Below are 25,318 nucleotides of genomic sequence, written 5' to 3' on the forward strand. Positions count from 1 at the left end.
ATAAATTCATGAAATACCTAAAATTCTCACAATATATTTACATTATAGCAGGTATATATTTTTTATACGATGGCATAAATACCTGGAATACAGATAGAAATCACGCATATTTATCGCTATTTTTATTTGCATTAGCAACGTTTATGTTTTTCTTTAGAAGACATTTTCATAAAAAATATGAAGATAGAAATAATAAACAATAGATGTCTACAACGTTAATTATCGTTATTATAATCGTGTCGTTATTGCTATCGGCATTCTTTTCAGGCATGGAAATAGCCTATGTTTCTGCCAATAAAATACATATAGAAATTGAAAAAAAGCAAAACGATTTTTTAGCAAAAATTTTATCTAAATTAACTGCAAAACCTTCAAAATTTATTGCTACAATGCTTATTGGAAATAACATTGCATTAGTAATTTATGGATTTTTTATGGGAGATTTGCTAGTTAAGTGGTTTGCTTCATTGGTGGTTAACTACCCAATTTTAACCTATTTACTTACAGATTTAAGTTTACTTACCCAAACCATTATTTCTACACTAGTCATATTATTTACAGCAGAATTCCTTCCTAAGGTGTTTTTTCAAATTTACAGTAACACTTTAATAAAAGTGCTTGCATTTCCAGCATATCTTTTCTATTTGCTGTTTAATTATATTTCAGGTTTCGTGCTCTGGATTTCAGATTTTGTGCTTAAAAAATTCTTTAAAACGGAAGGCGATCAAGTACAATTAGCCTTTACAAAAGTGGAGCTGGGCAATTACATTACAGAGCAAATGGAATCTGTAGAAGCACATGATGATATAGATACCGAAATTCAAATTTTTCAAAACGCTTTGGAGTTTGCAGAAGTAAAAGCACGGGAAGTTATGATTCCGCGAACAGAAATCATGGCATTAGATATTAATGACTCTGTAGAAAACCTTAGTGCGTTATTTACCGAAACAGGGATGTCTAAAATACTTATATATAAAGATACCATCGACGATATTTTGGGTTATGCACACGCTTTCGAACTGTTTAAAAAACCTAAAACGGTTAAAGCAATGGTTTTGCCTGTTGAGTTTGTTCCAGAAACCATGTTAGCAAACGATATTTTAAATGCGCTAATTAAAAAGAGAAAAAGTATTGCGGTAGTTTTAGATGAATACGGTGGAACTTCAGGTATAATGACAGTAGAAGACATTGTAGAAGAACTTTTTGGAGAAATTGAAGACGAACACGATACCATTGTTTTAACAGAAGAAAAAATAGACGATTTAAATTATGTGTTTTCAGCACGTTTAGAAGTCGATTATTTAAACGAGACCTTTAAATTGAACCTTCCTGAAGGCGAAAATTATGAAACACTTGGAGGCTTAATTGTAGATCATACCGAAGAAATTCCGCAGCAAAATGACGTCGTTACTACAGATAATTTTCAATTTAAAATCTTGGAAGTGTCAAACACAAAAATAGATTTAGTTGCGTTAAAAGTAAAAACAGACGATTAGCTACAAGAACAGGCTGTTTTAGCACTAATTTCCCTTAAATTATCAACCTTTTTCAAATTTCTAAAATTATTGCCAATTTCTACTTTTATTATTAAATAGAAAATGGTATTTTCGCCCACTATATTTTAACAATAACAGAGTATAATATATTCCACCAATGGCAATTTTAAATAAAATTAGACAGAAAACAGTAGTATTAATTTTGGTAATCGCACTAGCATTATTTGCGTTTATACTATCGAGTCTTTTCGATAATAAAGATGCGTTGTTTAACAAATCTCCAGATGTAGTTGCAACCATTAACGGTAAAGATATTTCGCGTCAGGAATTTATGGCGCAAGTAGAAGCACGTAATAATCCAAATGCAACCCAATCTCAAATCATGAATCAGGTTTATGAGGCAGAGGTTAGAAAAGCAGTAATGGAATCTCAATTCGAAGAATTAGGATTAACCGTTGGAAGAGAGCAAATGAGAGATTTATTAAGAACCACTTATGCTTCAAGTCCTCAATTTATAAATGCAGATGGTGTTTTCGATGAGTCTTTATTAAATCAATATATATTAGATTTAAAAAATTCTAATACAGATTTTTATAACAGATGGGTTCAAGGTGAAGAAAATATCGCATCTGGTGCGTTACAACAAAACTACATTAATATGATTAAAGCAGCGTCTAATGCTACGTTAGCAGAAGGCGAATTAGAGCACAAATTACAGAGCGAGCAGGTAGATATTAAATATGTAAGTATTCCATTTACTACAATTCCAGATAGTACTGTTGCTGTCTCTAAATCTGAAATTACTGCATACATTAACAAAAACAAGAAAAAATACGAAGTAGAAGGATCAAGAAATTTACAATACGTTAAGTTTGAGAATGTACCTTCTGTGGCAGATGAAGATTTACTTACAGGGCAATTAATACAATTTATTACAGGAGGCGAAGCCTATAATGAGACAACAAAACAAACTGAAAAAACCAAAGGTTTTGTAGATATGAATGAAGCAGAAGCAAAAGCTTTAGTCAATGCAGAAACTGATGCTGTTATTAAATATCAAGATAAGTTTGTATATGCATCTGCGTTTCCAAATAATGTAAAAGACAGTATTACAAGATTAAACATTGGTAATGTCTATGGACCATATAAAGATGGTAAAACGTTTAAGATTACTAAATTATTAGACAGAAAACAATTAGCAGATTCTATACAATCGAGCCATATCATTATACCTTTCGTTGGCTCTCAGGCAGCAACTCCGGAAACTACAAAAACAAAGGAGGAGGCAAAAGCAACAGCAGACAGTATTTTTAAATTAGTTAAAAATAATAAAACAAAGTACGCTGAAGTAGCTAACGAAATTAATACAGATGGTACTAAAGGAAAAGATGGAAGTATTGGTTGGATTCGTTTAACAGACTATAACCCAGAAGCTTTCGATCCAGATTTTGCTAATTTCCTGTTCTTTAATAAAGCGGGAAGTATTGATGTTGTAGAAACACAATTTGGATATCACATAATTAGAATAGACGATAAGAAAAATGAAGATACAGCTTATAAAGTAGCAACTATAGAAAGAACAATTGAGCCTTCTGTAGATACTGAAAATGCGGTATTTAGAACGGCTACTAATTTTGAAGTATCTTTAGAGAAACAAGATTTTCAAGAAGCAGCAAAAGCCAGTAACTTAAAAGTAAACCCAGTAAGTTCTGTAAAAGAATTAGATGAGAATATTCCTGGTGTAGGTCCATTAAGACCGTTAGTACGTTGGTCTTTTGAAGACGGATCTAAAGTAGGAGATACAAAACGTTTTGAAACTACAGATGGATATATTGTAGCACAAATTACTGGTAAAAACGAAGCTGGTTTAATGAATACTGAAGATGCTTCGGTAACAGCATTGCCAGAAATTAGAAAAGAAAAGAAAGCAAAATTAATTAAAGATAGAATTTCTGCTACTACCTTAGCAGATGTTGCTGCTGCCGAAAAGCAAACAGTGCAAACATCTTTAGCTATTAATATGAAAAACCCAACTATTGCAGGAGCAGGTTTAGAGCCAATTGTTGTAGGTACTGCTTTTGGATTAGACGAAGGTCAGACTTCCAAACTAATTACAGGTACAAAAGGTGTTTATATGGTAGAGGTTATTAAAAAGACACCAGCTGTTGAGTTAGATAATTACCAATCTTTTGCAAACCAGGTTGCTACAGAAAAATCAACTTCAATTAACACAAGATTATATAATGCTTTAAAAGAAGCAGCAGAAATTGAAGACTACAGAGCTAAAACCATCCAGTAATTAGTTAGCTTAACATAAAACACAAAAGCTTCGCATTGCGAGGCTTTTTTGTTTTTTTAATAATCTGTTGGTGTTAAAAAATCATGTCTTTATAATCAACAATACAATTATATCCCTTATCGGTAAAATAAGAATACACATAATGTTTTACTCCAGTGGCTAATACAAAATCACCATTCCAGCCACCAAGACTTTTAATTTCATTTTTAAAATCGGGAAATAAGCGTTCTTTTATTGGTTTTTGATTGGTGATTTTACCAATTAAAGTTTCATGTTCTTCGACTAAACTATTAAACTCTTTAATAGACTTTGAAGTCAATATTTTTGAGGTAATGTCATTTATTTTAGAAATAGCGACATCACTATTTCCTTGGCTATCTCTATAAGTTTTAATAGACGCTCTACTATCTTGTTTTCGGTTTAAATGGACAAAGAACAATTGGTCCTCAAAGTCTTTGTTAAACAGAACGCGTGCTATAATTGGTTGTTTGTTCTGAAGTTGATAAATTATGGGCTGGTTGTTTTGAGCACAAGCAATATCATAACCACTTCCTCCAAAAGTAGCGTTAGACAAAGCAAAGGCATCTACTTTTGCCCATTGTGCTATGTTATTTAAAAGCGTAGAAGAAGAGCCTAATCCCCAATTATTCGCAAATTCTAAAACAGAGGTTACTTTATAGCCGTTTTTATCATTTAAAAAATTAGCGTTTAGGTTTTTAGCGCTATTTAAAATGTTTAATAACTTTGTGCTAATTTCATTGTGAGGAGCTCGAGATATAACAATGTTGCCATTTAAAAGGGTATAAGCTTCTTCAAACCAAACTGCGCCTTTATAATCGAAACTTTGCCAAATTAATTTCGATTCGTTAATTGTTTCTACAGTTAATGATTGTCCGAATTTTGTAGGTAAAGCTAAGGCCTTTGCACCATCTAATACAACGTATTCTGCTGTAAGTAATAATTTTCCATGGCTGTAAAAGGTTTGCATTATCGTCTCAGTTTTTCAATCTCGGAAACTACAGCACTATGCGTTACCGTATTTGTTTTAAAATGATTCACAATAATGTCTTTCTCGTTGTTAGTTGCATCAAACTGATTTAGAATATTCATTAAATGCATTTTCATGTGACCTTCCTGAATGCCTGTGGTTGTTAGCGACCGTAATGCGGCAAAATTTTGCGCTAAACCAGCGACTGCTACAATTTGCATAAGCTCTTTAGCAGTTGGTTTTCCTAAAATATCTAAAGCAACTTTAACTAAAGGATGTAATCCGGTTAATCCTCCAATAGTACCCAAGGCCAAAGGAATTTCCATCCAAAATGTAAACTTGTTATCTTCAATTTTAGCATGCGTTAAGCTAGTGTACTTGCCATCTTTGGCAGCATAAGCGTGTACACCTGCTTCAACAGCTCTAAAATCGTTTCCTGTAGCTAAAACAACGGCATCAATGCCGTTCATTATACCTTTGTTGTGGGTAACTGCTCTGTGAGGTTCTACTTCTGCTATTTTTACTGCCTGAATAAATTTTTTGGCAAATGCTCCACCAGAAATGTCTTTGTTTTTTAGATCTTCAACATGACAAGAAACTTCGGCACGAACTAAACAATCAGGCACGTAATTAGAAAGAATACTCATTACAATTTCTATTGGTGAACTCAAATGCTTTTCAGCTTCAGCTTTAAACGTTTTAGCAAATTGCTCTAAACAGGAGTTAATAAAATTAGCTCCCATGGCATCCAAAGTTTCAAAGGTTGCATGTAATTGATAATAGTTATCTAACTCTTGCGTTTTATTTCGTAATTCAATATCTAAAATACCACCACCTCGTTTTTCCATATTAGAAGTTATGGGTTGAGCGTCTAAAATTAATTGCGGTTTTATAGTCTTAAAATACTGATTTAATGTAAGAAAATCACCATCAAACATAAAATGCACTTGTCCTATTTTAGTAGTAGAAATTACTTTGGTTTTAAAGCCGCCACGTTTCATCCAGAATTTCGCAGCATTGCTTGCAGCAGCAACTACAGAGCTTTCTTCTATGGCCATAGGGATGGCGTATGTGTTGCCATTAATTACAAAATTTGGCGCCACACCAAAGGGTAAATAATAATTAGAAATAGTGTTTTCTATAAACTCGTCGTGTAATTGTTGTAGTTGCGTATTGGCATTAAAATACTGAGTAATAGTTTGTTTTGCAGTTTCAGAATTTGAAAGGTAATTACTTACAATCCAATCTATTTTTTCAGACTTTGATAATTTTGAAAAACCAGTAATCGACGCGCTCATTGAGTGTAATTTATTATTGCGAAGATACTAAATGTGCACTGTTTTGTTGTATAGTTATTTTAATGAAATTTTTATCCAACGCTTATGAACGTGTTTTGAGCCGAATTAACTGTTAATAATTACGGTTTTTTGCTTTATTTTTAGTAAACTTGACATTATTTTAACAAAAATTAATTCTTAATGAAGATATATAGGTTTTTTGCAATATTTTGCTTTCTCGCAACTACTTTAACTACAGCACAAAACAAATCAATTTCCTTAGATGATATATGGAGTAATGGCACTTTTAGAACCGAAAGATTAGACGCTTTACACTCTTTAAAAAATGGACAGCAATATGCGGTCTTAAATTTTGATAGAGAAAAAGGGTCTACAACCATAGATATTTACGATTATAAAACACTTGAAAAAGTAAAAACCTTAGTAAATTCTGCCACGCTCGAAGCTATAAAATATTTTACAGATTATACTTTTAGTGATGACGAAACGCAAGTGCTTTTAGCAACCAATCAAGAATCTATTTTTAGACGTTCTACATTGGCTAACTATTATGTTTTAAATACCAAAACAGACGAATTAATCTCAGTCTCTGAAGAAAAAATCCAAGAGCCTACCTTCTCACCAAATGGTAAAATGATTGCCTATGGTTTAAATAATAATTTATATGTTAAAGATTTAACTTCTGGTAGAACAACTCAAATTACTAAAGATGGTGTTAAAAACAAGGTCATTAATGGTATTACCGATTGGGTTTACGAAGAAGAATTTGGATTTGTACGTGCTTTCGAATGGAATGCCGATAGCGATAAAATAGCCTACATACGTTTTGACGAAACTAACGTTCCGGAATTTTCTATGGATGTCTATGGTAAAGAGTTGTACCAAACGCAAACCGTATTTAAATATCCTAAAGCAGGCGAGGCTAATGCCGTGGTGTCTTTGCATATGCACAATTTAAAAAACAGCAAAACGTGGGAAGTAAAAGTTAATAAAGAGTATAGCGATTTCTACATACCAAGAATTAAATGGACCAATAATCCCGATATTTTAAGTGCGCAGTACATGAATCGCTATCAAGATGAATTAGATTTATGGTTTATAGACGCAGAGAAAAACAAAGCGACTTTAGCAATTGCCGAAAAAGATAAAGCTTATGTCGATGTTACAGATAATCTAACCTTTTTAGAAGATAATAGTTTTATATGGACCAGTGAAAAGGATGGGTATAACCATATCTATCACTACGATAAAAAAGGAAAACTCATTAACCAAGTCACGAAAGGGAATTGGGAAGTGACTAACTATTATGGTTTCGATAAGCAATCTAATAATATCTATTACCAATCTGTAGAAAACGGCTCTATTAATCGCGATGTTTATGCTATTACACTCGATGGTACAAACAAAAAACGTTTAACAAAAAACACAGGCACTAATAATGCAGATTTTAGTGCGGACTTCACTTATTTTATCAATACGTTTTCCAATGCAACTACACCTCCTAAATACACCTTAAATAAAGCGTCTAATGGAGAGGTGATAAAAAATATTAAGGATAACAGTGACCTTGCCAATACGGTTTCAGACTATAAAATTTCAGAAAAAGAATTTAGTACCATCAATGTAAATGGTAATGATTTAAATATGTGGCTTATTAAGCCTGCAAATTTTGATGCAACAAAAGAATATCCATTATTTATGTATCAATATTCCGGTCCTGGTTCTCAGCAAGTGGCAAACCGCTGGCATTCGGCTAACGATTACTGGTATCAAATGCTGGCTCAAAAAGGATACATTGTGGCTTGCGTAGATGGAAGAGGAACAGGATTAAAAGGTGCTGAGTTTAAAAAAGTAACACAAAAGGAATTAGGAAAACTTGAAGTTGAAGACCAAATCGAAGCAGCAAAAAAATTAGGTCAACGCCCATATGTAGATGCAACAAGAATAGGAATTTGGGGTTGGAGCTATGGTGGTTTTATGTCCAGTAATGCATTATTTAAAGGCAACGAGGTTTTTAAAATGGCTATCGCAGTGGCACCAGTAACAAGCTGGAGATTTTACGATACTATTTATACCGAGCGTTACATGACGACACCACAGGAAAACGCAAGTGGTTATGACGATAATTCACCAATAAATCATGTCGATAAATTAAAAGGAGACTTTTTATTAATTCATGGCACAGGAGACGATAATGTACATGTGCAAAACACCATGCGTATGGTTGAAGCATTAATTCAAGCCGATAAGCAGTTTGAATGGATGATTTATCCAGATAATAATCACGGCATTTATGGAGGCAATACACGTAAACATTTATACACTAAAATGACTAATTTTATCGATCGTACTTTAGGAGATAAAATTCAAAAAAATAACTAACTAACAATTATGAACATGGAATTTAAATATGGAGGTTCTGCAGAGAACCAAAAAACAGTTTTAGGACATCCTTCTGGGTTATTTGTATTATTCTTTACAGAAATGTGGGAGCGTTTCTCGTACTATGGCATGAGGGCATTATTGGTTTTATTTTTAGTGTCGACATTAATAGATGGCGGATGGGAATGGAGTAGAGCAGATGCGTTAGTACTTTATGGTTGGTACACAGGATTGGTTTATTTAACACCAATTATTGGTGGCTTTATTGCAGATAAATTTATGGGTTACCGAAAAGCTGTTGTTCTTGGTGCTTTTATAATGACTTTAGGGCATGCCTCTATGGCTTTAGAAGGTATGACATCGATATTTTTCTATGCAGGGTTAAGTTTTTTAATTATTGGAAATGGCTTTTTTAAACCAAATATTTCGTCTATGGTTGGGCAATTATACAAGTCTCATGGTAAAGAGAAAGATGGAGGTTATACCATTTTCTATATGGGCATTAACGCAGGTGCATTTTTAGGGATTCTTTTATGTGGTTACATTGGTGAAAATATAGGGTGGCATTATGGTTTTGGACTTGCTGGTATATTTATGTTTTTAGGGATGTTACAATTCTATTTTACACAAAAAATATTTGGTAGAATAGGGCTTTCGCCTCAGGGGACAAAAGATTTTGATGATGTTATTGAAGATGGCGTAGAAAAAATAGAAGAAGATATTGAAGAGGCTATAGATCAAGCAGAGCACTCTAAAGTAGTTAGAGATAGAATGGTAGTAATTGGCGTTTTCTCCTTGTTTGTAATCTTCTTTTGGTGGGCTTTTGAGCAAGCTGGAGGTTCTATGACGGTTTTTGCCGCAGATTATACAGACAGAGCATTAATAGGTAGTGCAGCTTTGACATTTAAAATTGTAAATACTATAATTACTGTAGTTCCAATGTTAGTTATAACATGGGTATTGGTATTGCTGTTTAAACAAACGTTTAGTAAATACGCTTTGGCAAATATTCTTTTAGGCTTAAGCTTTGTAATAATTTGGGGTATTGTAATTTGGATGCTAAACAGAGAGTTTCAATCAGACGCTACAGAAGTACCTGCATCTTGGTTCTCGGTATTAAATTCTTTATTTATCATACTTTTTGCGCCATTATTCTCGAAACTTTGGGAAAGTAGATTTAATCCTTCAGGACCTATTAAATTTGCTATTGGTTTATTATTAGTTGGCTTAGGGTTTGGAATCTTAGCTTATGGAGCCTCAGGCATACCAGATGGTGCTAAAACAGCTTCAGTAAGTTTAATGTTTTTGGTTGGTGCCTATTTTTTACATACAATGGGAGAGCTTTGTGTGTCTCCAGTAGGATTATCTTATGTTAGTAAACTAGCACCAGTTAAATTTGTTAGTTTAATGTTTGGTATTTGGTTTACAGCTAACTTCTTTGCAAATCTTTTAGGAGGTGTTACGGGTAGTTTTATAGATCCAATTTCAGAGGAATATGGCTTATCAACCTTCTTTTTAATATTTACAATCATACCAATTGCAGCCGCTCTAATTATGATGTTATTGAACCCTATTTTAAAAAGAAAAATGCATGGCATTGAATAACTGTTAACCGTCATAAACTAAACTAAATTATTTTAATATGAGTGCAACCAATTTTAGGTTTGAAGGTTCTGAAATGAACCGAAAATTATTAATGGGCCATCCATCGGGATTATTTGTTTTATTTTTTACTGAAATGTGGGAACGCTTTTCTTATTATGGAATGCGTGCCATTTTAGTACTGTTTTTAACTTCTGCTATAATTGATGGTGGTTGGGCATGGTCTAGAGAAGATGCTTTAGGTTTATATGGAACATATACCATGTTAGTTTATTTTTCCCCTATTATAGGAGGCTTTTTAGCCGATAAATTTTTAGGCTACCGAAGAGCTGTAGCAATTGGAGCTTTAATAATGACATTAGGACATGCGGCTATGGCTTTGGATACACCATGGAGTTTGTACTTAGGTATTGGGCTGCTTGTAGCAGGAAATGGATTGTTTAAGCCAAATATTACCTCTATAATTAATGGTGTCTATGTTAATGCTCAAGATAAAAAAGATGGTGCATTTACTATCTTTTACATGGGAGTAAATGCAGGTGCATTTTTAGGTATCCTTTTATGTGGTTACATTGGAGAGACTGTAGGCTGGCATTACGGATTTGGATTAGCAGGCATTTTTATGTTTTTAGGAATGATTCAATTCTGGTTAGCACAAAAAATATTTGGTAAAATAGGTTTGTCTCCATCAGAAACGGTTGATTATGTAGATGCGATTCCAAATGGTGATGAAGAAGAAATTAAAGCAGAAGTTGTACCAGCAAAAGTGCAGAGGGACCGTTATATTGTAGTAGGTATTTTAGCCTTCTTTACCATATTTTTCTGGGCTGCTTTTGAGCAGGCTGGTGGCTCCATGACCATTTTTGCGGCAGACTATACAGATCGTGTTTTAATAGGAAACTCGGCAAATATTTTCCGAATCGCAAATACGCTACTCACTGTGGTGCCTTTGGTGATTATTACCTATGTCCTGTTTCAATTATTCAGAATAACGTTTAGCAAATATAAAGTGTCGAATTTGGCATTAGGCTTAAGTTTCACCATTATTTGGGCGATAGTTATTTGGATGCTTAAAAATCAATTTACTCAAGAATCTACAGAAATTCCAGCATCGTGGTTTGGAATTTTAAATTCGTTCTATATTATTGCTTTTGCACCATTAGTTTCAAAAATTTGGGAAAGTAAGTACAATCCCTCAGCAACAGTTAAGTTTGGTATTGGTTTAATATTATTAGGATTAGGTTTCGGAATTCTCGCCTATGGCTCGGCCTCAATTCCACAAGGTGCTCAAACCGCATCAGTGAGTATTATCTGGTTAATTTTGGCTTACCTCTTACATACTTTAGGAGAGTTGTCGCTTTCACCAGTGGGCTTATCTTACGTAAGTAAATTGGTTCCAGCGGCAAAAATTGGACTTATGTTTGGTCTTTGGTATATTGCTATTGGTTTAGGTAACAAAGCCGCTGGTTCTATGGGTGGCATGATAGATAGTATAACTGCAGAATATGATATGAGTACTTTCTTTTTAATTTTTACCATCGTTCCAATACTAGCAGGTTTAATTTTAATTGGTTTAACACCAATTGTTAAAAAACTAATGCATGGTGTAAGATAATTGCACAAAACACAATAAAACCAACGCATGAGAAGTTTTGATTTTTTTGTAACTTTGGAACACTATTTGTATTTAATTAAAAAAAATATAAAATGAAAAAATATATATTCTTAGCACTGTTTACAGTCTTCGCTACTATTACTATTTCGGCACAAGAAATTAATTGGGTAACCCTTGAGGAAGCTGTAGAACTACAAAAGAAGAAACCCAAAAAAATAATGATGGATATGTACACCTCTTGGTGTGGCCCTTGCAAAATGTTAGATAGAAACACTTTTCAAAATAAAGATGTTGCAGCGTATGTAAATAAGCACTACTACGCTGTAAAATTTAATGCAGAAGGTAACGATGTGGTAAAGTTTAAGGACAAAACCTTTAATAATCCTAACTATGATCCTGCTAAAGCAAAACGTAGAAATTCTGCACACCAGCTGGCTGGATATTTTCAAATTAGAGCGTACCCAACCATGATATTTTTAGATGAAAAGGCAGAGTTTATTGCACCAGTTAAAGGTTATAAAACGCCACAGCAATTAGAGCTGTATCTAAAAATGTTTAAAAAAGATGAACATGTAGATATGGATACACAAGCAAAATTTAACGACTATTACAAAAAGTTTAAACCAGAGTTTTCGCAGAGTTAATACAAGCTCAGTCTATTATAAAAGCTCCCTTTTCACCAGTATAGTGAAAAGGGATTTTTTGTTTTAAGCAAGAGCTTTTCCACCGTGCTACATAAGATTTATAGTTGCTTCCATCTGCTATAATCTGTATGGGTTGTAAAGAATCAATTAATCTATTAATATTAACTTTTGGAGATTGAGTAAGTAAAATATATTCTGGTTTAAATTGTGTAATATTGTAAACTCCTAAGCTATCAATTATTAAAACATGTTTATTGTATGCTTTTAGAACAGAGGGTATTGAAGATTGAGAAATAGAACTAATAGTATTTCCAATTTCAAAATTCTTTAAACTACTAAATTGCTTTAAGCTGTCTAAATCAGAAAATACCTCCAAATTTTTATTCGTTTTGTTACCAATAATGGTATATCTGCTTTTGTGAAATATTGTGAGGGAGTTTGTACTATTATCATATTTTGTATAGGTTAATACACCTTGATATAATATAATGGATACCAAGGTTAGCTGCAGCCATTTGTAATTCTTGCGTAAAGCAAACTGAACTATAGCAATAGTAAAAATGTAGGCTGTAATAACTTGCCAGCCATTAAAAGAGATATCTTTAAAAAGAAAACTCTCTTGTAGCGACAACCATTTCATTAAGTTATTCATACTCGAAATAATAAGACTGAAAACATCTACTAAAAACTGTGGCAGAGCATTTAATAGCGCAAGTACAATAATTAGAATTCCTATGCCTAAGATTAAACCTAAGAAAGGAATAATTACAATATTAGCAACAAAAAACAATCCGGGAAATTGATGGAAGTAAAATAAACTTATAGGTACAACACCAAACTGTGCAGCTATTCCAACTGTAAAATAATCCCATACTTTACTTAAAACAAAATTTTTAGGTTGCCATAATCTAGATAAACTTGGTTGTATGGCTACAATAGCAACAACGGCTAAATAACTCAACTGAAACCCTACATCAAATAAAAACAAAGGTTTGAAAAGCAATAAAACAAATATTGAAATTGCCAATGTGTTATAAATGTTCGAAGGACGCCTTAAATGCATACCAATTGCTATAATACTAAACATGGTAACAGCTCGGGTAACTGAAGCAGACAAGCCTGCGATAATAGCAAAACACCACATAATAACTACTAATAGAATAATTGTTAAGGTTTTACCATATTTAAACCTTTTTAGAGGTTTTAATAAAAAATTTAATAGGAACAATATTAATGCAACATGCAAACCAGATACTGCCAAGATATGCACAGCTCCAGCATCTGTATAACTATCATAAATGTCTTTACTTAAATCTTGCCGTTGTCCTAAAATTAGGGCATTAATTATAGCTAAAACATCTGGATCAAAATTATATTTCTTCAGTTTTGTATTAATGGTTTCTCTAATTAAATCAGCATAACCAAAAATAGTGTGTTTGTTTACGCTTACGCGGAACAGCCTCGTAGGATTCACATACAATTGCTCATAAACATATTGTTTTTCGAGATAACTTTTGTAATTAAATTGATAAGGATTAATAGTAGAGACAATAGGTTTAAAATTTTCAGAAGTCACATAAATATTATCGACTTTAAAACTATCATTCAAGCTGTCTTTTAAAACATTAAGTAATGCTTTTCCAGAAACTGAAGTTTTGCCAATTTTTAAAATATCAACAACATACTTGTCATTATAAATTCCAGACTTTAAAGTAGTTCTTATTCTAAACGTAATTAGTTTTCCTTCAGCATTTATATTACTATAATTATTATCATCTAATTTTTCATTGTGTAAATTGGTAACCAACGTCCCAATGCTTAACATAGTTAAGAAACTAACAATACCAAACCAAACGGTTTTTTGTCTTTTTGCTTTTGAAATAAGGTAAACAATTGCTAATAATAGTAGCAATAACCCTGTTGCATACAAGGAGGTAGTTAATGGTATTGCTAAATAATAAGCGAGCAATATTCCAAGAACTAAACAGGCTGTTAATTTAATTATGGTGAAGTTTAGGAGTTTCACTCCTTGAAGATAGTAAAAATCTTACAATACACGTCTCGCCTGTATAAAAGCAAAATACCAGTATTTTTCTGAGAGTTTAGAGGTCATAACACCTCTGCTGGTGGAGGCATGTATAAACTCAACCGTATCGCTATAAATATTAGTAACCAAACCAACGTGATTTACGTTACGGCTATTTTTTTTGGTAGCAAAAAAAAGCAAATCGCCTTCGCGCACTTTTTTAAGGTCTATCCAATCGCCATAACTGGATAAGGCACTTGTGGTACGTGGTACATGTAAATTTTCTTCTTTAAAAGCGGTATAAATTAACCCAGAGCAATCCATGCCTTTTTTTGTGGTACCACCATATTTGTATCGGGTACCTTCATATTTTTCGGCATTATTAATAATAGATGCAGCCATTTGCGGTACAGCAGTAGTGGAGGTGGTTGTTCTTGTTGTTTTTGCCACCTTAGTTGCTGGCGACTTTCGTGTAACTACACGCTTGTTTTTGGCGCTTCCGCAACTGGATAGTGTAATAATGGTAAGTAGGATTAAGGCAATTTTTCGCATTTAGGTACTTGTGTTTATAGCTTTATAAATAAGTTTAGCAGTATTTTCACTGGCACCTTTACCGCCTAATGCTTTTTCTAAATCGTAATAATCTATAAAAAACTTAGTGCGCTCGTAAGGATCCAATATAGTATCTAACTCTTTTTTTAACTGTTTGGTATTAAAATCGTTTTGAATAAGTTCTGTAACAGAAGGTTTATTAAGTATTAAATTAACCAAAGAAATATAATCTAAGTTAACCACACGTTTTCCAATTTGGTAAGATACCCAACTGCCTTTATAGCAAACCACCTGTGGTACTTTAAAAAGTGCCGTTTCCAACGTGGCAGTGCCAGAGGTTACAAGTGCAGCGGTAGAGACGCTTAATAAATCGTATGTTTTATTGCTAATAAAGTGAACATTCGTTTTTTGTATAAACTGTTGGTAAAATGTGTAATCTTGACCAGGTGCACCAGCGATAACAAATTGATAGTCATTGTAATCGTCAACCACACTTAGCATAACAGCAAGTATTTTTTTTATTTCCTGTTTTCGGCTGCCAGGTAACAACGCAATTATTGGTTTTTCGCTTAAACCGTGTTGGGTTCTAAACTCAAATTCGCCTACTTGATGCCTATCTCCAATAGCATCTATTAAAGGATGCCCAACAAAATGAACATTAAATTGATGTTTGTCTTCATAAAACTGTTTTTCGAAAGGTAAAATAACATACATGTCGTCCACATCGCGCTTTATATCTTTTATCCTACCCTCTTTCCAGGCCCAGATTTGTGGAGAGATATAATAATGGTTTTTAAAACCCTTTTTTTTCGCCCATTTGGCAATGCGTAAATTAAATCCAGGATAATCTATGTAAATAATAACGTCTGGATTATAACTTTCAATGTCTTGTTTGCAAAACGAGAGGTTTTTTGCAATGGTTCTTAAATTAAGTATTACTTCTGCAAAACCCATAAACGCCAATTCGCGATAGTGTTTTACTAACGTACCACCAACAGCCTGCATGAGGTCGCCTCCCCAAAACCTAAAATCGGCATTAACATCTTCGCGCTGTAATGCTTTCATTAGGTTCGAGCCATGCAAATCGCCTGAGGCTTCTCCAGAAATAATATAGTATTTCATTGGTTAAAAACTATTCAATATAAACACTAAAGCTACTAAAACTATGGCTAAAAGCACTCCTTTTGCATAATCTTCTTTTTTCTTATTTAAAAAATAATAAAAAACAGGGATGTTTAGCAAAATACCAATGCTGGCACGTTTGCCTAACACGCTGGTAGATAATAATTTATTAATAATATCATGTACAGATAGATCTAATCTAAGCCCAATAATTAGCGTATAAATAGAAATACCTATAATAGTTGTTATTATCCCAATAAAAAAACCAAGTATTATCGCTTTTTTATTCATTTAAATTCCAGGTGTTTAGTTCTTGTATAGCATGATGAGCCGTTAAATCGAATTGTACAGGCACCACAGAAATGTAACCATGTGCCAATGCCCATTCGTCTGTATCTTCGCCTTTGTCAAGATTTACAAATTCTCCTGTAAGCCAATAGTAATCTTTGCCTTGAGGCGTCTTTCTCTTATCGAATTTTTCTTCCCAATTTGCTTTTGCTTGTCTGCAAACCTTAATACCTTTTATATCCTTTTTATCTGCGTTTGGAATATTTACGTTTAATATTGTACTTGAGGGAATACCATGGTTTAAAGCATTCTGTACTATGGTTTTTACAAAGGATGTAGCGGGTTCAAAATTAGCATTCCAACTATAGTCTAAAAGCGAAAACCCTATGGCAGGAATACCTTCAATACCTGCTTCTATAGCAGCACTCATGGTGCCAGAATAAATAACATTAATGGAAGAATTACTACCATGATTTATACCCGAAACCACCAGGTCTGGACGTTTATTAAGAATTTCATTTACAGCTATTTTCACACAATCTGCAGGTGTGCCAGAGCAACTGTAAGCTTCGTAATCTCCAGCCTCGACATAAATTTTTTCAAGATGTAAGGTAGAATCTAAGGTAATGGCATGTCCCATCCCACTTTGAGGGCTATCTGGTGCAACAACAACAACGTCTCCCAACGTTTTCATAATTGAAATTAAAGTGCGAATACCAGGAGCAGTAATACCATCATCGTTTGTTACTAAAATTAGAGGTTTTTTTGTCATATTATATTTTCGCGAAAGCGGTAATCTCTTTATTTACAAACAAAAATACATAATTTCTTTAGGAATTTATTAATTTTAGTGGTTTAACAAAAAATTAGCGCACATTGCAATTGTTGGCACGGTTTTTTCTTTTATTTTAGAGGAAATTTTCCCTTAACAACTATGATTAATACGAATAAGAAAGCTTATGAAAAGGAAATATAATATTTTAATGTTAGTGCTTTTATTAGCATTTGGCTCGTGTAGTTTTACAACTAAAGTAGATAACGACCCAGATAAGGATAAACTGCTTATACAAATAATTACATTGGCTTTAGAGCAATTACATTTTCAGCCAAAAGATTTTAACGACGAATTTTCTAAGGATGTTTACAAGACATATTTAAATAGAATCGACCCTTTAAAACGTTTCTTTTTAAAATCGGATATCGAAGAGTTTGCTAAGTTTGAAACCAAAATCGACGACGAATTAAAAGCCTACGACATTACGTTTTTTAATGTTACCAACGAACGTTTAGTACAACGTATGGCAGAAGCTAAAGCGTACTATAAGGAAGTGTTAGCAGAGCCTTTCGATTTTACTATTGAAGAAGATTTTGATACCGATTACGAAAACCATGACTACGTAAAAACCAAGAAAAAACTTAAAGAGAGATGGAGACAACTATTAAAATTTAATACCATCGCTAATTACGACGATTTAATTACAAGTCAGGAAAAAGATACGGTTGCAGTTGATGGTGTAGCCGTTAAAGAGAAAAAATCACTTACAGAAATGGAAGTTGAAGCGCGTACAGAAACCCTAAAGAATCTGGACATGTTTTATACAGATTATGTAGAAGATTTACAACGTAAAGATTGGTTTGCTGTTTATATTAATGCAATTGTAGAAGAATTCGATCCACACACCACTTACTTTGCGCCAACAGATAAAGATCGTTTCGACCAGCAAATGTCTGGTAAATTAGAAGGTATAGGTGCAAGACTGCAAAAGAAAATGGACCATACCAAAATCGTCGAGCTTATATCTGGAGGTCCAGCATGGAGAGGCCAGGAAATAGAAGTTGGAGATATTATATTAAAAGTACGTCAGGAAGATGAAAAAGCGGCTATTAGTATAGTAGGTATGCGTATTGATGATGCTATTAAACTAATAAAAGGACCTAAAGGAACCAAGGTTATTTTAACCATGAAAAAAGTTGACGGTTCTATTAAAGATGTTACCATTACAAGAGACTTAGTAGAATTAGAAGAAACGTATGCTAAATCTTCTACGGTAATTAAAAACGATAAAAAATATGGGATTATTAACTTACCTAAATTTTATATCGATTTTGAAGATTATAAAAAACGTAATGCAGCCTCAGACATTAAAAAGGAAATTGAAAGATTAAAAGAGGAAGGCATGGAAGGTCTTGTTTTAGACCTTAGAAACAATGGAGGTGGCTCCTTAAAAACGGTTGTAGATATTGCAGGTTTATTTATTAAAGACGGACCTATCGTGCAAGTACGCTCTACAAACGAACCTAAAGAAGTGTTAGAAGATGAAGACGAATCTATTATTTGGGATGGTCCATTAGTAATTATGGTAAACGAATTGTCGGCCTCTGCTTCCGAGATTTTAGCAGCAGCAATGCAAGATTATAAACGTGCTATCATTATTGGTAGTAAGCAAACCTATGGTAAGGGAACCGTTCAAAACGTATTAGATTTAAACCGAATGGTACGTAACAGTTCTCATGGCGATTTAGGTGCCATTAAAATAACACGTCAGAAATTTTATAGAATTAATGGAGGCTCAACGCAATTAGAAGGTGTAAAAAGCGATGTTGTTGTGCCAGACAGATATAGTTTTGTAGATATAGGAGAACGTGATCAGGATAACCCATTAGCATGGGATAAAATTGATGCCGTAAAATACGATTACTGGAACAGTTATTTCGATTACGATGCCACTATTAGTAATAGTAAAGCACGTATGGAAAATAATCCGCAATTAAAACTTATTGAGGAAAATGCCAAGTGGATTAAATCTCAAATGGATGAGAATGTATATTCTTTAAACTATGAAAAATATAAGGAAAACTTAAATGCAGATGAAGAAAAGTCAAAAGAATACGATGCGATTTCTGATTACAAAACAAACTTGACTTTTGAGTCTTTACCATACGAAACAGCCCTTTTTGAGAAAGATTCTGTTTTAAAAGAAAAACGTGTAAGATGGCATGAAAGTTTAAGTCATGATGTTTACATGGAAGAAGCATTGAATGTATTAGATGATTTAAAAATGACCTACGAGATTAAAAAAGTAGCCGTTATAAAAGAATAATATACAGTGAGTAGCAAAACAAACTCATTATCTCAATTAGCGCTCCAAAAATTTAAAAAGAATTTTTGGGGCGTTTTTAGTTTCTACTTTATTGTATTTGTAGGTGTTATTTCTGTTTTTGCCTATGTGTTTGCGCCAGATAATTCACAATATGCCAACCAAATGCATGTGTCAATTCACTCTAAATCGCCAGGATTTACAGTAACCATGTTATCGTTACCATCGCAGATTGAAAACAAACAAACTTTTCTCGATAAAATATTCTTCGGAAAAATTAATACCGTAACCGAAATTCCAATTTCAGGATATAATATTAATAATAACGTCATTAATTATACAGCATATGCTTCTGATGGTTTAAAAGGTATAGAAAAAACCTACGTTATTAATAACAATAGCTTGAAACCCGAAACACTAATTTCACAAAAAATATTCTATTTAGGAACCGATAAATATGGTCGCGATTTGTTAAGCAGAGTGTTAGTTGGTGCGCGTATCTCGTTTTTTATAGGTTTTGTAGCTGTTTTTATTTCGTTGGTAATTGGTGTTTTTATGGGAAGTGTGGCAGGCTATTTTGGCGGAAAAATAGATGCCCTTATTATGTGGATTATTAATGTAACATGGTCCATACCAACCTTATTATTAGTTATTGCAATTACTTTGGCCTTAGGTAAAGGCTTCTGGCAAGTATTTATTGCTGTGGGTTTAACCATGTGGGTGGAAGTGGCAAGAGTAGTGCGCGGACAAATTATAAGTGCCAAAGAAATGCAATATGTAACTGCAGCACGTGCGTTAGGCTTCAATAATTTTAGAATAATCACAAAGCATATTTTACCAAATATAATGGCACCAGTTATTGTTATTTGTGCAGCAAATTTTGCTGCGGCAATTTTAATAGAAAGCGGACTGAGTTTTTTGGGTATTGGCGCACAACCACCAATGGCAAGTTGGGGAGCCATGATAAAAGACCATTACAACTATATTATTCTTGGAAAACCGTATTTAGCCATTATTCCTGGACTTTGTATTATGTTTTTGGTAATGGCTTTTATGTTAATAGGTAATGCCTTGCGTGATGCTTTAGACGTTAAAAATTAATAGCTAAATAGTTGTAAAAATCGTTTTAAATTTTTTGGGTAATTCATTTTTAATAACCATTTCTTTTTTTGTAAAAGGATGTATGAACTTTAGGGCGTAAGCGTGTAAGTACAGGCCTTTACCATTTAAAATTAAGTGATCAATAGCGTAGGTTTTGTCTCCAAGTATTGGGTTGCCTATGCTCGTTAAATGCTTTCTTAATTGATGTTTTCGTCCTGTTTTGGGCTTGAGTTTTACTAAATTGAGTGTTCCAAAACGTTTAGAATTTACGCTGGCTTTTACTTTATAGTGAGATTTAGATGGCTTGCCATCGATGTTAGACGTTATTTTACCAGCTGGTTGCATAGTGCCAATGGTAATTGCGTAATATGTTTTTTTTATCACTTTATTCTCAAATAATTTATTTAAAGCCATAATGCTGCTGCTTGTTTTTCCTATTAAAAGTAATCCTGTTGTAGCATAATCTAATCTGTGCGCAGGTTGCGGAGTAGTGGCATCTGGAAGCGTACTTGGTTTTAAGTTTTGAGGCAAAGCATGGGTGATGGTTTTAAAGCTGTTACCACTCACCAAAATTCCTGCTGGTTTATGGATTATTCCTAAATAATCGTCTTCAAATATGACATTGAGTTTGAAAATTAATTTGGATTTAGGGCTTTTATGTTCAGGAGACGTTAATTGTATGGTTTCTCCACCACGTATAAATGTTGCAGTAGTTGCAATGACACCATTAACAGTAATCCACTGCTTTTTTAATATTTTTTTTAAGGCAGATTTTGTAATAGCAGAATGAAAAAGACCAACACCATACTCTTGAAGCCGAATAGGTTTTGCGAGTTTGGGAACGATATGAATGTTGTTTTCTTGCATTAAGATTTAACAAATACTTTAATCGGTATCATTAAAAAAGAGCTTCCAGTTTTCTGGCTTTAAATGATCAAGCATCCAATCGGATCTATACTCACCATTTCTAACAATATAGTTTCCATTGGTTTTAATTAAAGCAAAAGCACCGCATAATGCAGGATTTACAAAGAATTTTTCTTTGAAGAAATTATCGTTGTCATTAAAATAATACTCTTGTTTTTCATTTGCTTCATTATGCAGTACAATGCCGTTTTCAAATAAAGAAAGGTAAAAAGCACCCTTTTTACTCATTTTATTTTGTAAGTTACTTAAATGCTCTTTCCTTTTGCTAATTTCATCTTTTGTAATATTATTGATTGGTGATGGCACGCAATAATCATCTTTAAACCTATAACTTATAAGCAATACTGAAGAATCGGGAATTTTGTATTTGGTAAGTTCTTCAATTTTACTTTTTATTTCTCCGTAATTGTAAGTTCCCTTCAGGTATAAGTTCTTTTTTAAAGTATGATATTTAGTTCCATGCTCATCTTTGTAATGCCAGGCACTTAATAGTAATTTTTTTTTCTTCCATTTCTTGTAATATTTGCCTTTTCTAATAGTATCACCTACCTCGTCTATGTAAATGTTTTTCTGACTGTATAAAAATTGAGTCATTAATAACAGAAAAAATATTATAATAGTTTGCTTCATTATATTACAATTCATTTGTTACCATCCCATCATTTAAATCTCCAATATACCCAAGCACTTCTTCTTTCCCAATATCCTTAGAGCTGGAGGTAATAAAATACTGTGGCATGTCTTCCCAGGTTTCAAGCATAACCTGTTTATAAGCTTCAACGTGATTATCTATAGCATTTGGTCTAAGTTTATCGGCCTTTGTGAAAATAATACAGAAAGGAATACCGCCTTCGCCTAAATACTGCATAAATTCTAAATCTATAGGTTGCGGTTTGTGGCGAATATCGACCAAAACAAAAGCGCAAACCAGTTGCTCGCGTTGTTCGAAATATTTAGTAATAAACTTCTGAAATACCTTTTTTGTACTTTTAGAAACTTTAGCATAACCATAGCCAGGCAAGTCGACCAGATACCAATCTTTATTAATTAGAAAGTGATTAATAAGTTGTGTTTTTCCGGGTCTGCCAGAGGTTTTTGCTAAACTCTTTCTGCTGGTAAGCATATTAATTAGCGACGATTTCCCTACATTACTTCTGCCTATAAAGGCATATTCAGGTAGCATATCCTTTGGGCATTTTGCTACTTCAGAATTACTCATTACAAATTCAGCCGACTTAATTTTCATGCGATAGTGTTTCCGCGAAAGCGAAAATTGCTTTTAAATTATTAGTAAAAGACAAAAGTAAGCACATAAGAGTAAGTAACCAAGCGTAATTAGTCAAACCAACCACCACAGTGTTTTTTATAAAGAAAAAGCAAAAGATAAGAGTTTCTTGAAATTTACGTAAGGAGCCGAAAGCTAAAGCCTAACTGCAAGAGCTTGTTACAAAGAACGCTTCTTTAACCAGCCATCAAGAATCTTGTTAAACTCGTCTGGATGTTCCATCATGGCAGCATGACCACATTTGTCTATCCAGAACAAATCAGAATCAGGTAGTAATTCATGAAATTCAACAGCAACTTCCGGAGGTGTTACCGCATCATTTTTTCCCCAAATAATACAAGTTGGTGTATTCATTTTAGGTAAATCTTTAGCCATATTGTGCCTGATAGCACTTTTAGCAATGGTTAACGTTCTAATAAGTTTGTTTCTGTCGTTTACAGTTTCGTAAACTTCATCCACAATTTCTTTTGTGGCTATTGCGGGATCATAAAAAACATCTTGTGCTTTTTTCTTAATAACTTCATAATCACTGCGTTTAGGGTAGCTGCCTCCCATAGCGCTTTCGTACAATCCAGAACTTCCTGTAATAATTAGCGCTTTTACTTTTTCAGGATTTAATTTTGTAAAATACAGACCAATGTGTCCACCAAGAGAATTACCAAGTAATATAACATCATTAAAACCCTTAAATTTTATAAACTCTTGTAAGTATTTAGAAAATGCTTTTACATTAGTTTTTAAAAGAGACATGGAATAAACTGGAAGTTGCGGAATAATCACTTTATACCCACGTTCGCTAAAATAGTCTATTACGGCGTCGAAGTTACTCAACCCACCCATAAGACCATGAAGCACGATAATGGGTGTGCCTTCACCAGCTTCAATATAATTATATTTTCCTTCGGTTTTAAGTGTGTACGACATTAATTTTTGGTCAATCAGTTAAAGCAAATATAGTTATTTCAAATAAAAAATGATAGGAAACTTAATATACTTCAAAAAACAAATGGTAGAGACATATTAACAACTGTTAATTACTATTTTATACACTCTTCAATTGGCTGATAACAACGTGTTTATAGAATGTTTCTCATTGCAGATTAACTTCAAAACAGTGGATTTAAAGGATATTTATCAACAATGTGGTAAAAAGTGGTAAAATGTGGTAAAATTTTCAATATATTTGAATCTTAATCGTTTTATTATAAAAAAAACACATTGAACTCATTAATAGGAACATACGAATGTAAAGCTGATGCCAAAGGACGGTTGATGTTGCCTGCTGCGCTTAAAAAGCAGTTGGCTCCTGTATTACAAAATGGTTTTGTGTTGAAACGAGCGGTTTTTCAACCGTGTTTAGAACTGTATCCAATGGCAGAATGGGAAGTTTTAATGCAGAAAGTAAATAAGCTAAATCGTTTCAAAAAGAAAAACAACGATTTCATCCGCAGGTTTACTGCTGGAGTAAAAATGGTTGAGGTTGATGCTAACGGACGATTATTAATCCCAAAAGATTTAATTGTTTTTGCTGGAATTTCAAAAAATATAGTGATGTCTTCGGCAGTAAACATTGTAGAAATCTGGGATAAAGATAAGTATGAACAAGCCATTGATGATGCAGCGGTTGATTTTGCAGATTTAGCCGAAGAAGTCATGGGACAAGATGAAGATGGAGATGGAATATCATAATCCGGTTTTGCTAAAAGAAACTGTCGATGGTTTAAATATTAAACCAGATGGTGTTTATGTCGATGTCACTTTTGGTGGTGGAGGTCATAGCAAAGAAATATTAAGCAGACTTGGAGAAAACGGAAAATTATTTGCATTCGATCAAGATGCAGACGCTCTTAAAAATACTATAGACGATTCGAGATTTACGCTCATTCATGAGAATTTTAGATACGTAAAACGCTTTTTAAGATTTCATGGCGCAAAGGAAGTCGATGGTATTTTGGCAGATTTTGGCGTATCGTCACATCAATTCGATGTTGCAGAACGTGGCTTTTCAACACGATTTCAAGCAGATTTAGATATGCGAATGAATCAAAAAAACCAACTATCTGCATTTCATGTGGTGAACGAATATGACGAAGAGCAAATAAAAAATGTGTTGTTGCAATATGGCGAATTGCGTGCAGCACCAGCAATGGCAAGATTAATTGTTGAGTATCGTAAAAACGAAGTGATAAAAACCAGCGACCAGTTAAAAACCATTTTAAAAAAGTTTTTATCGCCAAAACACGAGAATAAAATATTGGCACAAATATACCAGGCCATTCGTATAGAGGTAAATCAGGAAATTGAAGCTTTAAAAGAATTTTTAGCACAAACACCAGAGATTCTAAAATCTAATGGAAGGCTGAGTTTAATAAGTTATCACTCGTTAGAAGATAGATTAGTAAAACGATTCATAAGAAACGGATTGTTTGAAGGTGAGCCAGAAAGAGATGTCTTTGGCAATTTTGAAGTGCCTCTTAAAAAAGTTGGAAAATTAATAATTCCTTCGGCAGAAGAAATAAAACGGAATAACAGAGCAAGAAGTGCAAAGCTTCGTATTGCTGAAAAAGTATAATTATAGACACTGTCACTTCGAGT

The 25,318-nt window shown here is 33.4% G+C and carries 22 protein-coding genes; 11 read left to right on the plus strand and 11 right to left on the minus strand.

The window, feature by feature from the left end; all coding sequences use genetic code 11:
• Positions 1-8: 8 nt before the first annotated feature.
• The 3 genes from ACVC43_RS13730 (at position 9) to ACVC43_RS13740 (ending at position 3,795) form a co-directional block, all read left to right on the plus strand.
• Positions 9-203 carry a hypothetical protein gene (locus ACVC43_RS13730; RefSeq protein ID WP_452225105.1) on the plus strand — a complete coding sequence of 65 codons (195 nt, stop codon included), beginning with the start codon at positions 9-11 and terminating at the stop codon, positions 201-203.
• Positions 204-1,496, plus strand: coding sequence for a hemolysin family protein (locus tag ACVC43_RS13735; protein ID WP_452225106.1), 1,293 nt, complete (start codon positions 204-206; stop codon positions 1,494-1,496). It abuts the gene before it with no gap.
• A 157-nt stretch (positions 1,497-1,653) separates the two neighbouring features.
• A complete protein-coding gene (locus tag ACVC43_RS13740) occupies positions 1,654-3,795 on the plus strand; it encodes a peptidylprolyl isomerase (protein WP_452225107.1) in 2,142 nt (713 codons plus the stop codon).
• 73 nt (positions 3,796-3,868) lie between these two features.
• On the opposite strand, the gene ACVC43_RS13745 is transcribed toward ACVC43_RS13740, so the two are convergent.
• Together ACVC43_RS13745 and ACVC43_RS13750 are read right to left on the minus strand one after the other, a co-directional pair.
• Positions 3,869-4,783, minus strand: coding sequence for a GYDIA family GHMP kinase (locus ACVC43_RS13745; RefSeq protein ID WP_452225108.1), 915 nt, complete (start codon positions 4,781-4,783; stop codon positions 3,869-3,871).
• Positions 4,783-6,081: a hydroxymethylglutaryl-CoA reductase, degradative gene (locus ACVC43_RS13750; protein ID WP_452225109.1), complete on the minus strand. Its 1,299-nt coding sequence runs from the start codon at positions 6,079-6,081 to the stop codon at positions 4,783-4,785. Before ACVC43_RS13750 ends, ACVC43_RS13745 begins: the two co-directional genes overlap by 1 nt.
• A gap of 180 nt (positions 6,082-6,261) precedes the next feature.
• Here ACVC43_RS13750 and ACVC43_RS13755 point away from each other — a divergent pair, with 180 nt between their 5' ends.
• The 4 genes from ACVC43_RS13755 (at position 6,262) to ACVC43_RS13770 (ending at position 12,324) form a co-directional block, all read left to right on the plus strand.
• Positions 6,262-8,463, plus strand: a complete 2,202-nt coding sequence (locus tag ACVC43_RS13755; protein WP_452225110.1) for a S9 family peptidase — start codon at positions 6,262-6,264, stop codon at positions 8,461-8,463.
• A gap of 15 nt (positions 8,464-8,478) precedes the next feature.
• Positions 8,479-10,068, plus strand: coding sequence for a peptide MFS transporter (locus tag ACVC43_RS13760; protein ID WP_452225111.1), 1,590 nt, complete (start codon positions 8,479-8,481; stop codon positions 10,066-10,068).
• Between the two features lie 37 nt (positions 10,069-10,105).
• Positions 10,106-11,680: a peptide MFS transporter gene (locus ACVC43_RS13765; RefSeq protein WP_452225112.1), complete on the plus strand. Its 1,575-nt coding sequence runs from the start codon at positions 10,106-10,108 to the stop codon at positions 11,678-11,680.
• Between the two features lie 92 nt (positions 11,681-11,772).
• A complete protein-coding gene (locus tag ACVC43_RS13770) occupies positions 11,773-12,324 on the plus strand; it encodes a thioredoxin family protein (protein WP_452225113.1) in 552 nt (183 codons plus the stop codon).
• A 7-nt stretch (positions 12,325-12,331) separates the two neighbouring features.
• Here the strand turns inward: ACVC43_RS13770 and ACVC43_RS13775 are convergent, their stop codons facing one another.
• The 5 genes from ACVC43_RS13775 to surE are packed head-to-tail and all read right to left on the minus strand — an operon-like array spanning position 12,332 to position 17,084.
• On the minus strand, positions 12,332-14,350 hold the full coding sequence (locus tag ACVC43_RS13775; protein WP_452225114.1) for a ComEC/Rec2 family competence protein: 2,019 nt from the start codon (positions 14,348-14,350) through the stop codon (positions 12,332-12,334).
• A gap of 21 nt (positions 14,351-14,371) precedes the next feature.
• Entirely contained in the window at positions 14,372-14,902 is a 531-nt protein-coding gene (locus ACVC43_RS13780; RefSeq protein WP_452225115.1) for a C40 family peptidase, read from the minus strand.
• Positions 14,903-16,024: a lipid-A-disaccharide synthase gene (gene lpxB, locus ACVC43_RS13785; protein ID WP_452225116.1), complete on the minus strand. Its 1,122-nt coding sequence runs from the start codon at positions 16,022-16,024 to the stop codon at positions 14,903-14,905.
• 3 nt (positions 16,025-16,027) lie between these two features.
• A complete protein-coding gene (locus ACVC43_RS13790) occupies positions 16,028-16,315 on the minus strand; it encodes a hypothetical protein (protein WP_452225117.1) in 288 nt (95 codons plus the stop codon).
• Positions 16,308-17,084: a 5'/3'-nucleotidase SurE gene (gene surE / locus ACVC43_RS13795; RefSeq protein ID WP_452225118.1), complete on the minus strand. Its 777-nt coding sequence runs from the start codon at positions 17,082-17,084 to the stop codon at positions 16,308-16,310. Before surE ends, ACVC43_RS13790 begins: the two co-directional genes overlap by 8 nt.
• Before the next feature lie 187 nt (positions 17,085-17,271).
• Between surE and ACVC43_RS13800 the strand changes: the two genes are divergently transcribed.
• Positions 17,272-19,413 carry a carboxy terminal-processing peptidase gene (locus ACVC43_RS13800; protein WP_452225119.1) on the plus strand — a complete coding sequence of 714 codons (2,142 nt, stop codon included), beginning with the start codon at positions 17,272-17,274 and terminating at the stop codon, positions 19,411-19,413.
• A gap of 6 nt (positions 19,414-19,419) precedes the next feature.
• Positions 19,420-20,511: an ABC transporter permease gene (locus ACVC43_RS13805; protein ID WP_452225120.1), complete on the plus strand. Its 1,092-nt coding sequence runs from the start codon at positions 19,420-19,422 to the stop codon at positions 20,509-20,511.
• A gap of 3 nt (positions 20,512-20,514) precedes the next feature.
• On the opposite strand, the gene ACVC43_RS13810 is transcribed toward ACVC43_RS13805, so the two are convergent.
• From ACVC43_RS13810 to ACVC43_RS13825, 4 genes are all read right to left on the minus strand, one after another.
• Positions 20,515-21,378 carry an RluA family pseudouridine synthase gene (locus ACVC43_RS13810; RefSeq protein WP_452225121.1) on the minus strand — a complete coding sequence of 288 codons (864 nt, stop codon included), beginning with the start codon at positions 21,376-21,378 and terminating at the stop codon, positions 20,515-20,517.
• An 18-nt stretch (positions 21,379-21,396) separates the two neighbouring features.
• Positions 21,397-22,032: a hypothetical protein gene (locus ACVC43_RS13815; RefSeq protein WP_452225122.1), complete on the minus strand. Its 636-nt coding sequence runs from the start codon at positions 22,030-22,032 to the stop codon at positions 21,397-21,399.
• 40 nt (positions 22,033-22,072) lie between these two features.
• A complete protein-coding gene (gene yihA, locus ACVC43_RS13820) occupies positions 22,073-22,684 on the minus strand; it encodes a ribosome biogenesis GTP-binding protein YihA/YsxC (RefSeq protein ID WP_452225123.1) in 612 nt (203 codons plus the stop codon).
• 198 nt (positions 22,685-22,882) lie between these two features.
• A complete protein-coding gene (locus tag ACVC43_RS13825; protein WP_452225124.1) occupies positions 22,883-23,647 on the minus strand; it encodes an alpha/beta fold hydrolase in 765 nt (254 codons plus the stop codon).
• Positions 23,648-23,941: 294 nt separating this feature from the next.
• On the opposite strand from ACVC43_RS13825, the gene mraZ reads away from it, so the two are divergent.
• Positions 23,942-24,412 (plus strand): division/cell wall cluster transcriptional repressor MraZ, encoded by a 471-nt coding sequence (gene mraZ / locus ACVC43_RS13830; protein ID WP_452225125.1) that lies wholly within the window; start codon positions 23,942-23,944, stop codon positions 24,410-24,412.
• Positions 24,399-25,295: a 16S rRNA (cytosine(1402)-N(4))-methyltransferase RsmH gene (gene rsmH, locus ACVC43_RS13835; RefSeq protein ID WP_452225126.1), complete on the plus strand. Its 897-nt coding sequence runs from the start codon at positions 24,399-24,401 to the stop codon at positions 25,293-25,295. Before mraZ ends, rsmH begins: the two co-directional genes overlap by 14 nt.
• The last annotated feature ends 23 nt before the right edge of the window (positions 25,296-25,318 follow it).

Source organism: Lacinutrix chionoecetis, assembly GCF_053604665.1.

Excerpts from the sequence above, each read along its gene's own strand:
- ACVC43_RS13730 (WP_452225105.1), top strand. The coding sequence starts at position 9 with ATGAAATACCTAAAATTCTCACAATATATTTACATTATAGCAGGTATA.
- ACVC43_RS13735 (WP_452225106.1), top strand. The coding sequence starts at position 204 with ATGTCTACAACGTTAATTATCGTTATTATAATCGTGTCGTTATTGCTA.
- ACVC43_RS13740 (WP_452225107.1), top strand. The coding sequence starts at position 1,654 with ATGGCAATTTTAAATAAAATTAGACAGAAAACAGTAGTATTAATTTTG.
- ACVC43_RS13745 (WP_452225108.1), bottom strand. The coding sequence starts at position 4,783 with ATGCAAACCTTTTACAGCCATGGAAAATTATTACTTACAGCAGAATAC.
- ACVC43_RS13750 (WP_452225109.1), bottom strand. The coding sequence starts at position 6,081 with ATGAGCGCGTCGATTACTGGTTTTTCAAAATTATCAAAGTCTGAAAAA.
- ACVC43_RS13755 (WP_452225110.1), top strand. The coding sequence starts at position 6,262 with ATGAAGATATATAGGTTTTTTGCAATATTTTGCTTTCTCGCAACTACT.
- ACVC43_RS13760 (WP_452225111.1), top strand. The coding sequence starts at position 8,479 with ATGGAATTTAAATATGGAGGTTCTGCAGAGAACCAAAAAACAGTTTTA.
- ACVC43_RS13765 (WP_452225112.1), top strand. The coding sequence starts at position 10,106 with ATGAGTGCAACCAATTTTAGGTTTGAAGGTTCTGAAATGAACCGAAAA.
- ACVC43_RS13770 (WP_452225113.1), top strand. The coding sequence starts at position 11,773 with ATGAAAAAATATATATTCTTAGCACTGTTTACAGTCTTCGCTACTATT.
- ACVC43_RS13780 (WP_452225115.1), bottom strand. The coding sequence starts at position 14,902 with ATGCGAAAAATTGCCTTAATCCTACTTACCATTATTACACTATCCAGT.
- lpxB (WP_452225116.1), bottom strand. The coding sequence starts at position 16,024 with ATGAAATACTATATTATTTCTGGAGAAGCCTCAGGCGATTTGCATGGC.
- ACVC43_RS13790 (WP_452225117.1), bottom strand. The coding sequence starts at position 16,315 with ATGAATAAAAAAGCGATAATACTTGGTTTTTTTATTGGGATAATAACA.
- surE (WP_452225118.1), bottom strand. The coding sequence starts at position 17,084 with ATGACAAAAAAACCTCTAATTTTAGTAACAAACGATGATGGTATTACT.
- ACVC43_RS13800 (WP_452225119.1), top strand. The coding sequence starts at position 17,272 with ATGAAAAGGAAATATAATATTTTAATGTTAGTGCTTTTATTAGCATTT.
- ACVC43_RS13810 (WP_452225121.1), bottom strand. The coding sequence starts at position 21,378 with ATGCAAGAAAACAACATTCATATCGTTCCCAAACTCGCAAAACCTATT.
- ACVC43_RS13815 (WP_452225122.1), bottom strand. The coding sequence starts at position 22,032 with ATGACTCAATTTTTATACAGTCAGAAAAACATTTACATAGACGAGGTA.
- yihA (WP_452225123.1), bottom strand. The coding sequence starts at position 22,684 with ATGAAAATTAAGTCGGCTGAATTTGTAATGAGTAATTCTGAAGTAGCA.
- ACVC43_RS13825 (WP_452225124.1), bottom strand. The coding sequence starts at position 23,647 with ATGTCGTACACACTTAAAACCGAAGGAAAATATAATTATATTGAAGCT.
- rsmH (WP_452225126.1), top strand. The coding sequence starts at position 24,399 with ATGGAATATCATAATCCGGTTTTGCTAAAAGAAACTGTCGATGGTTTA.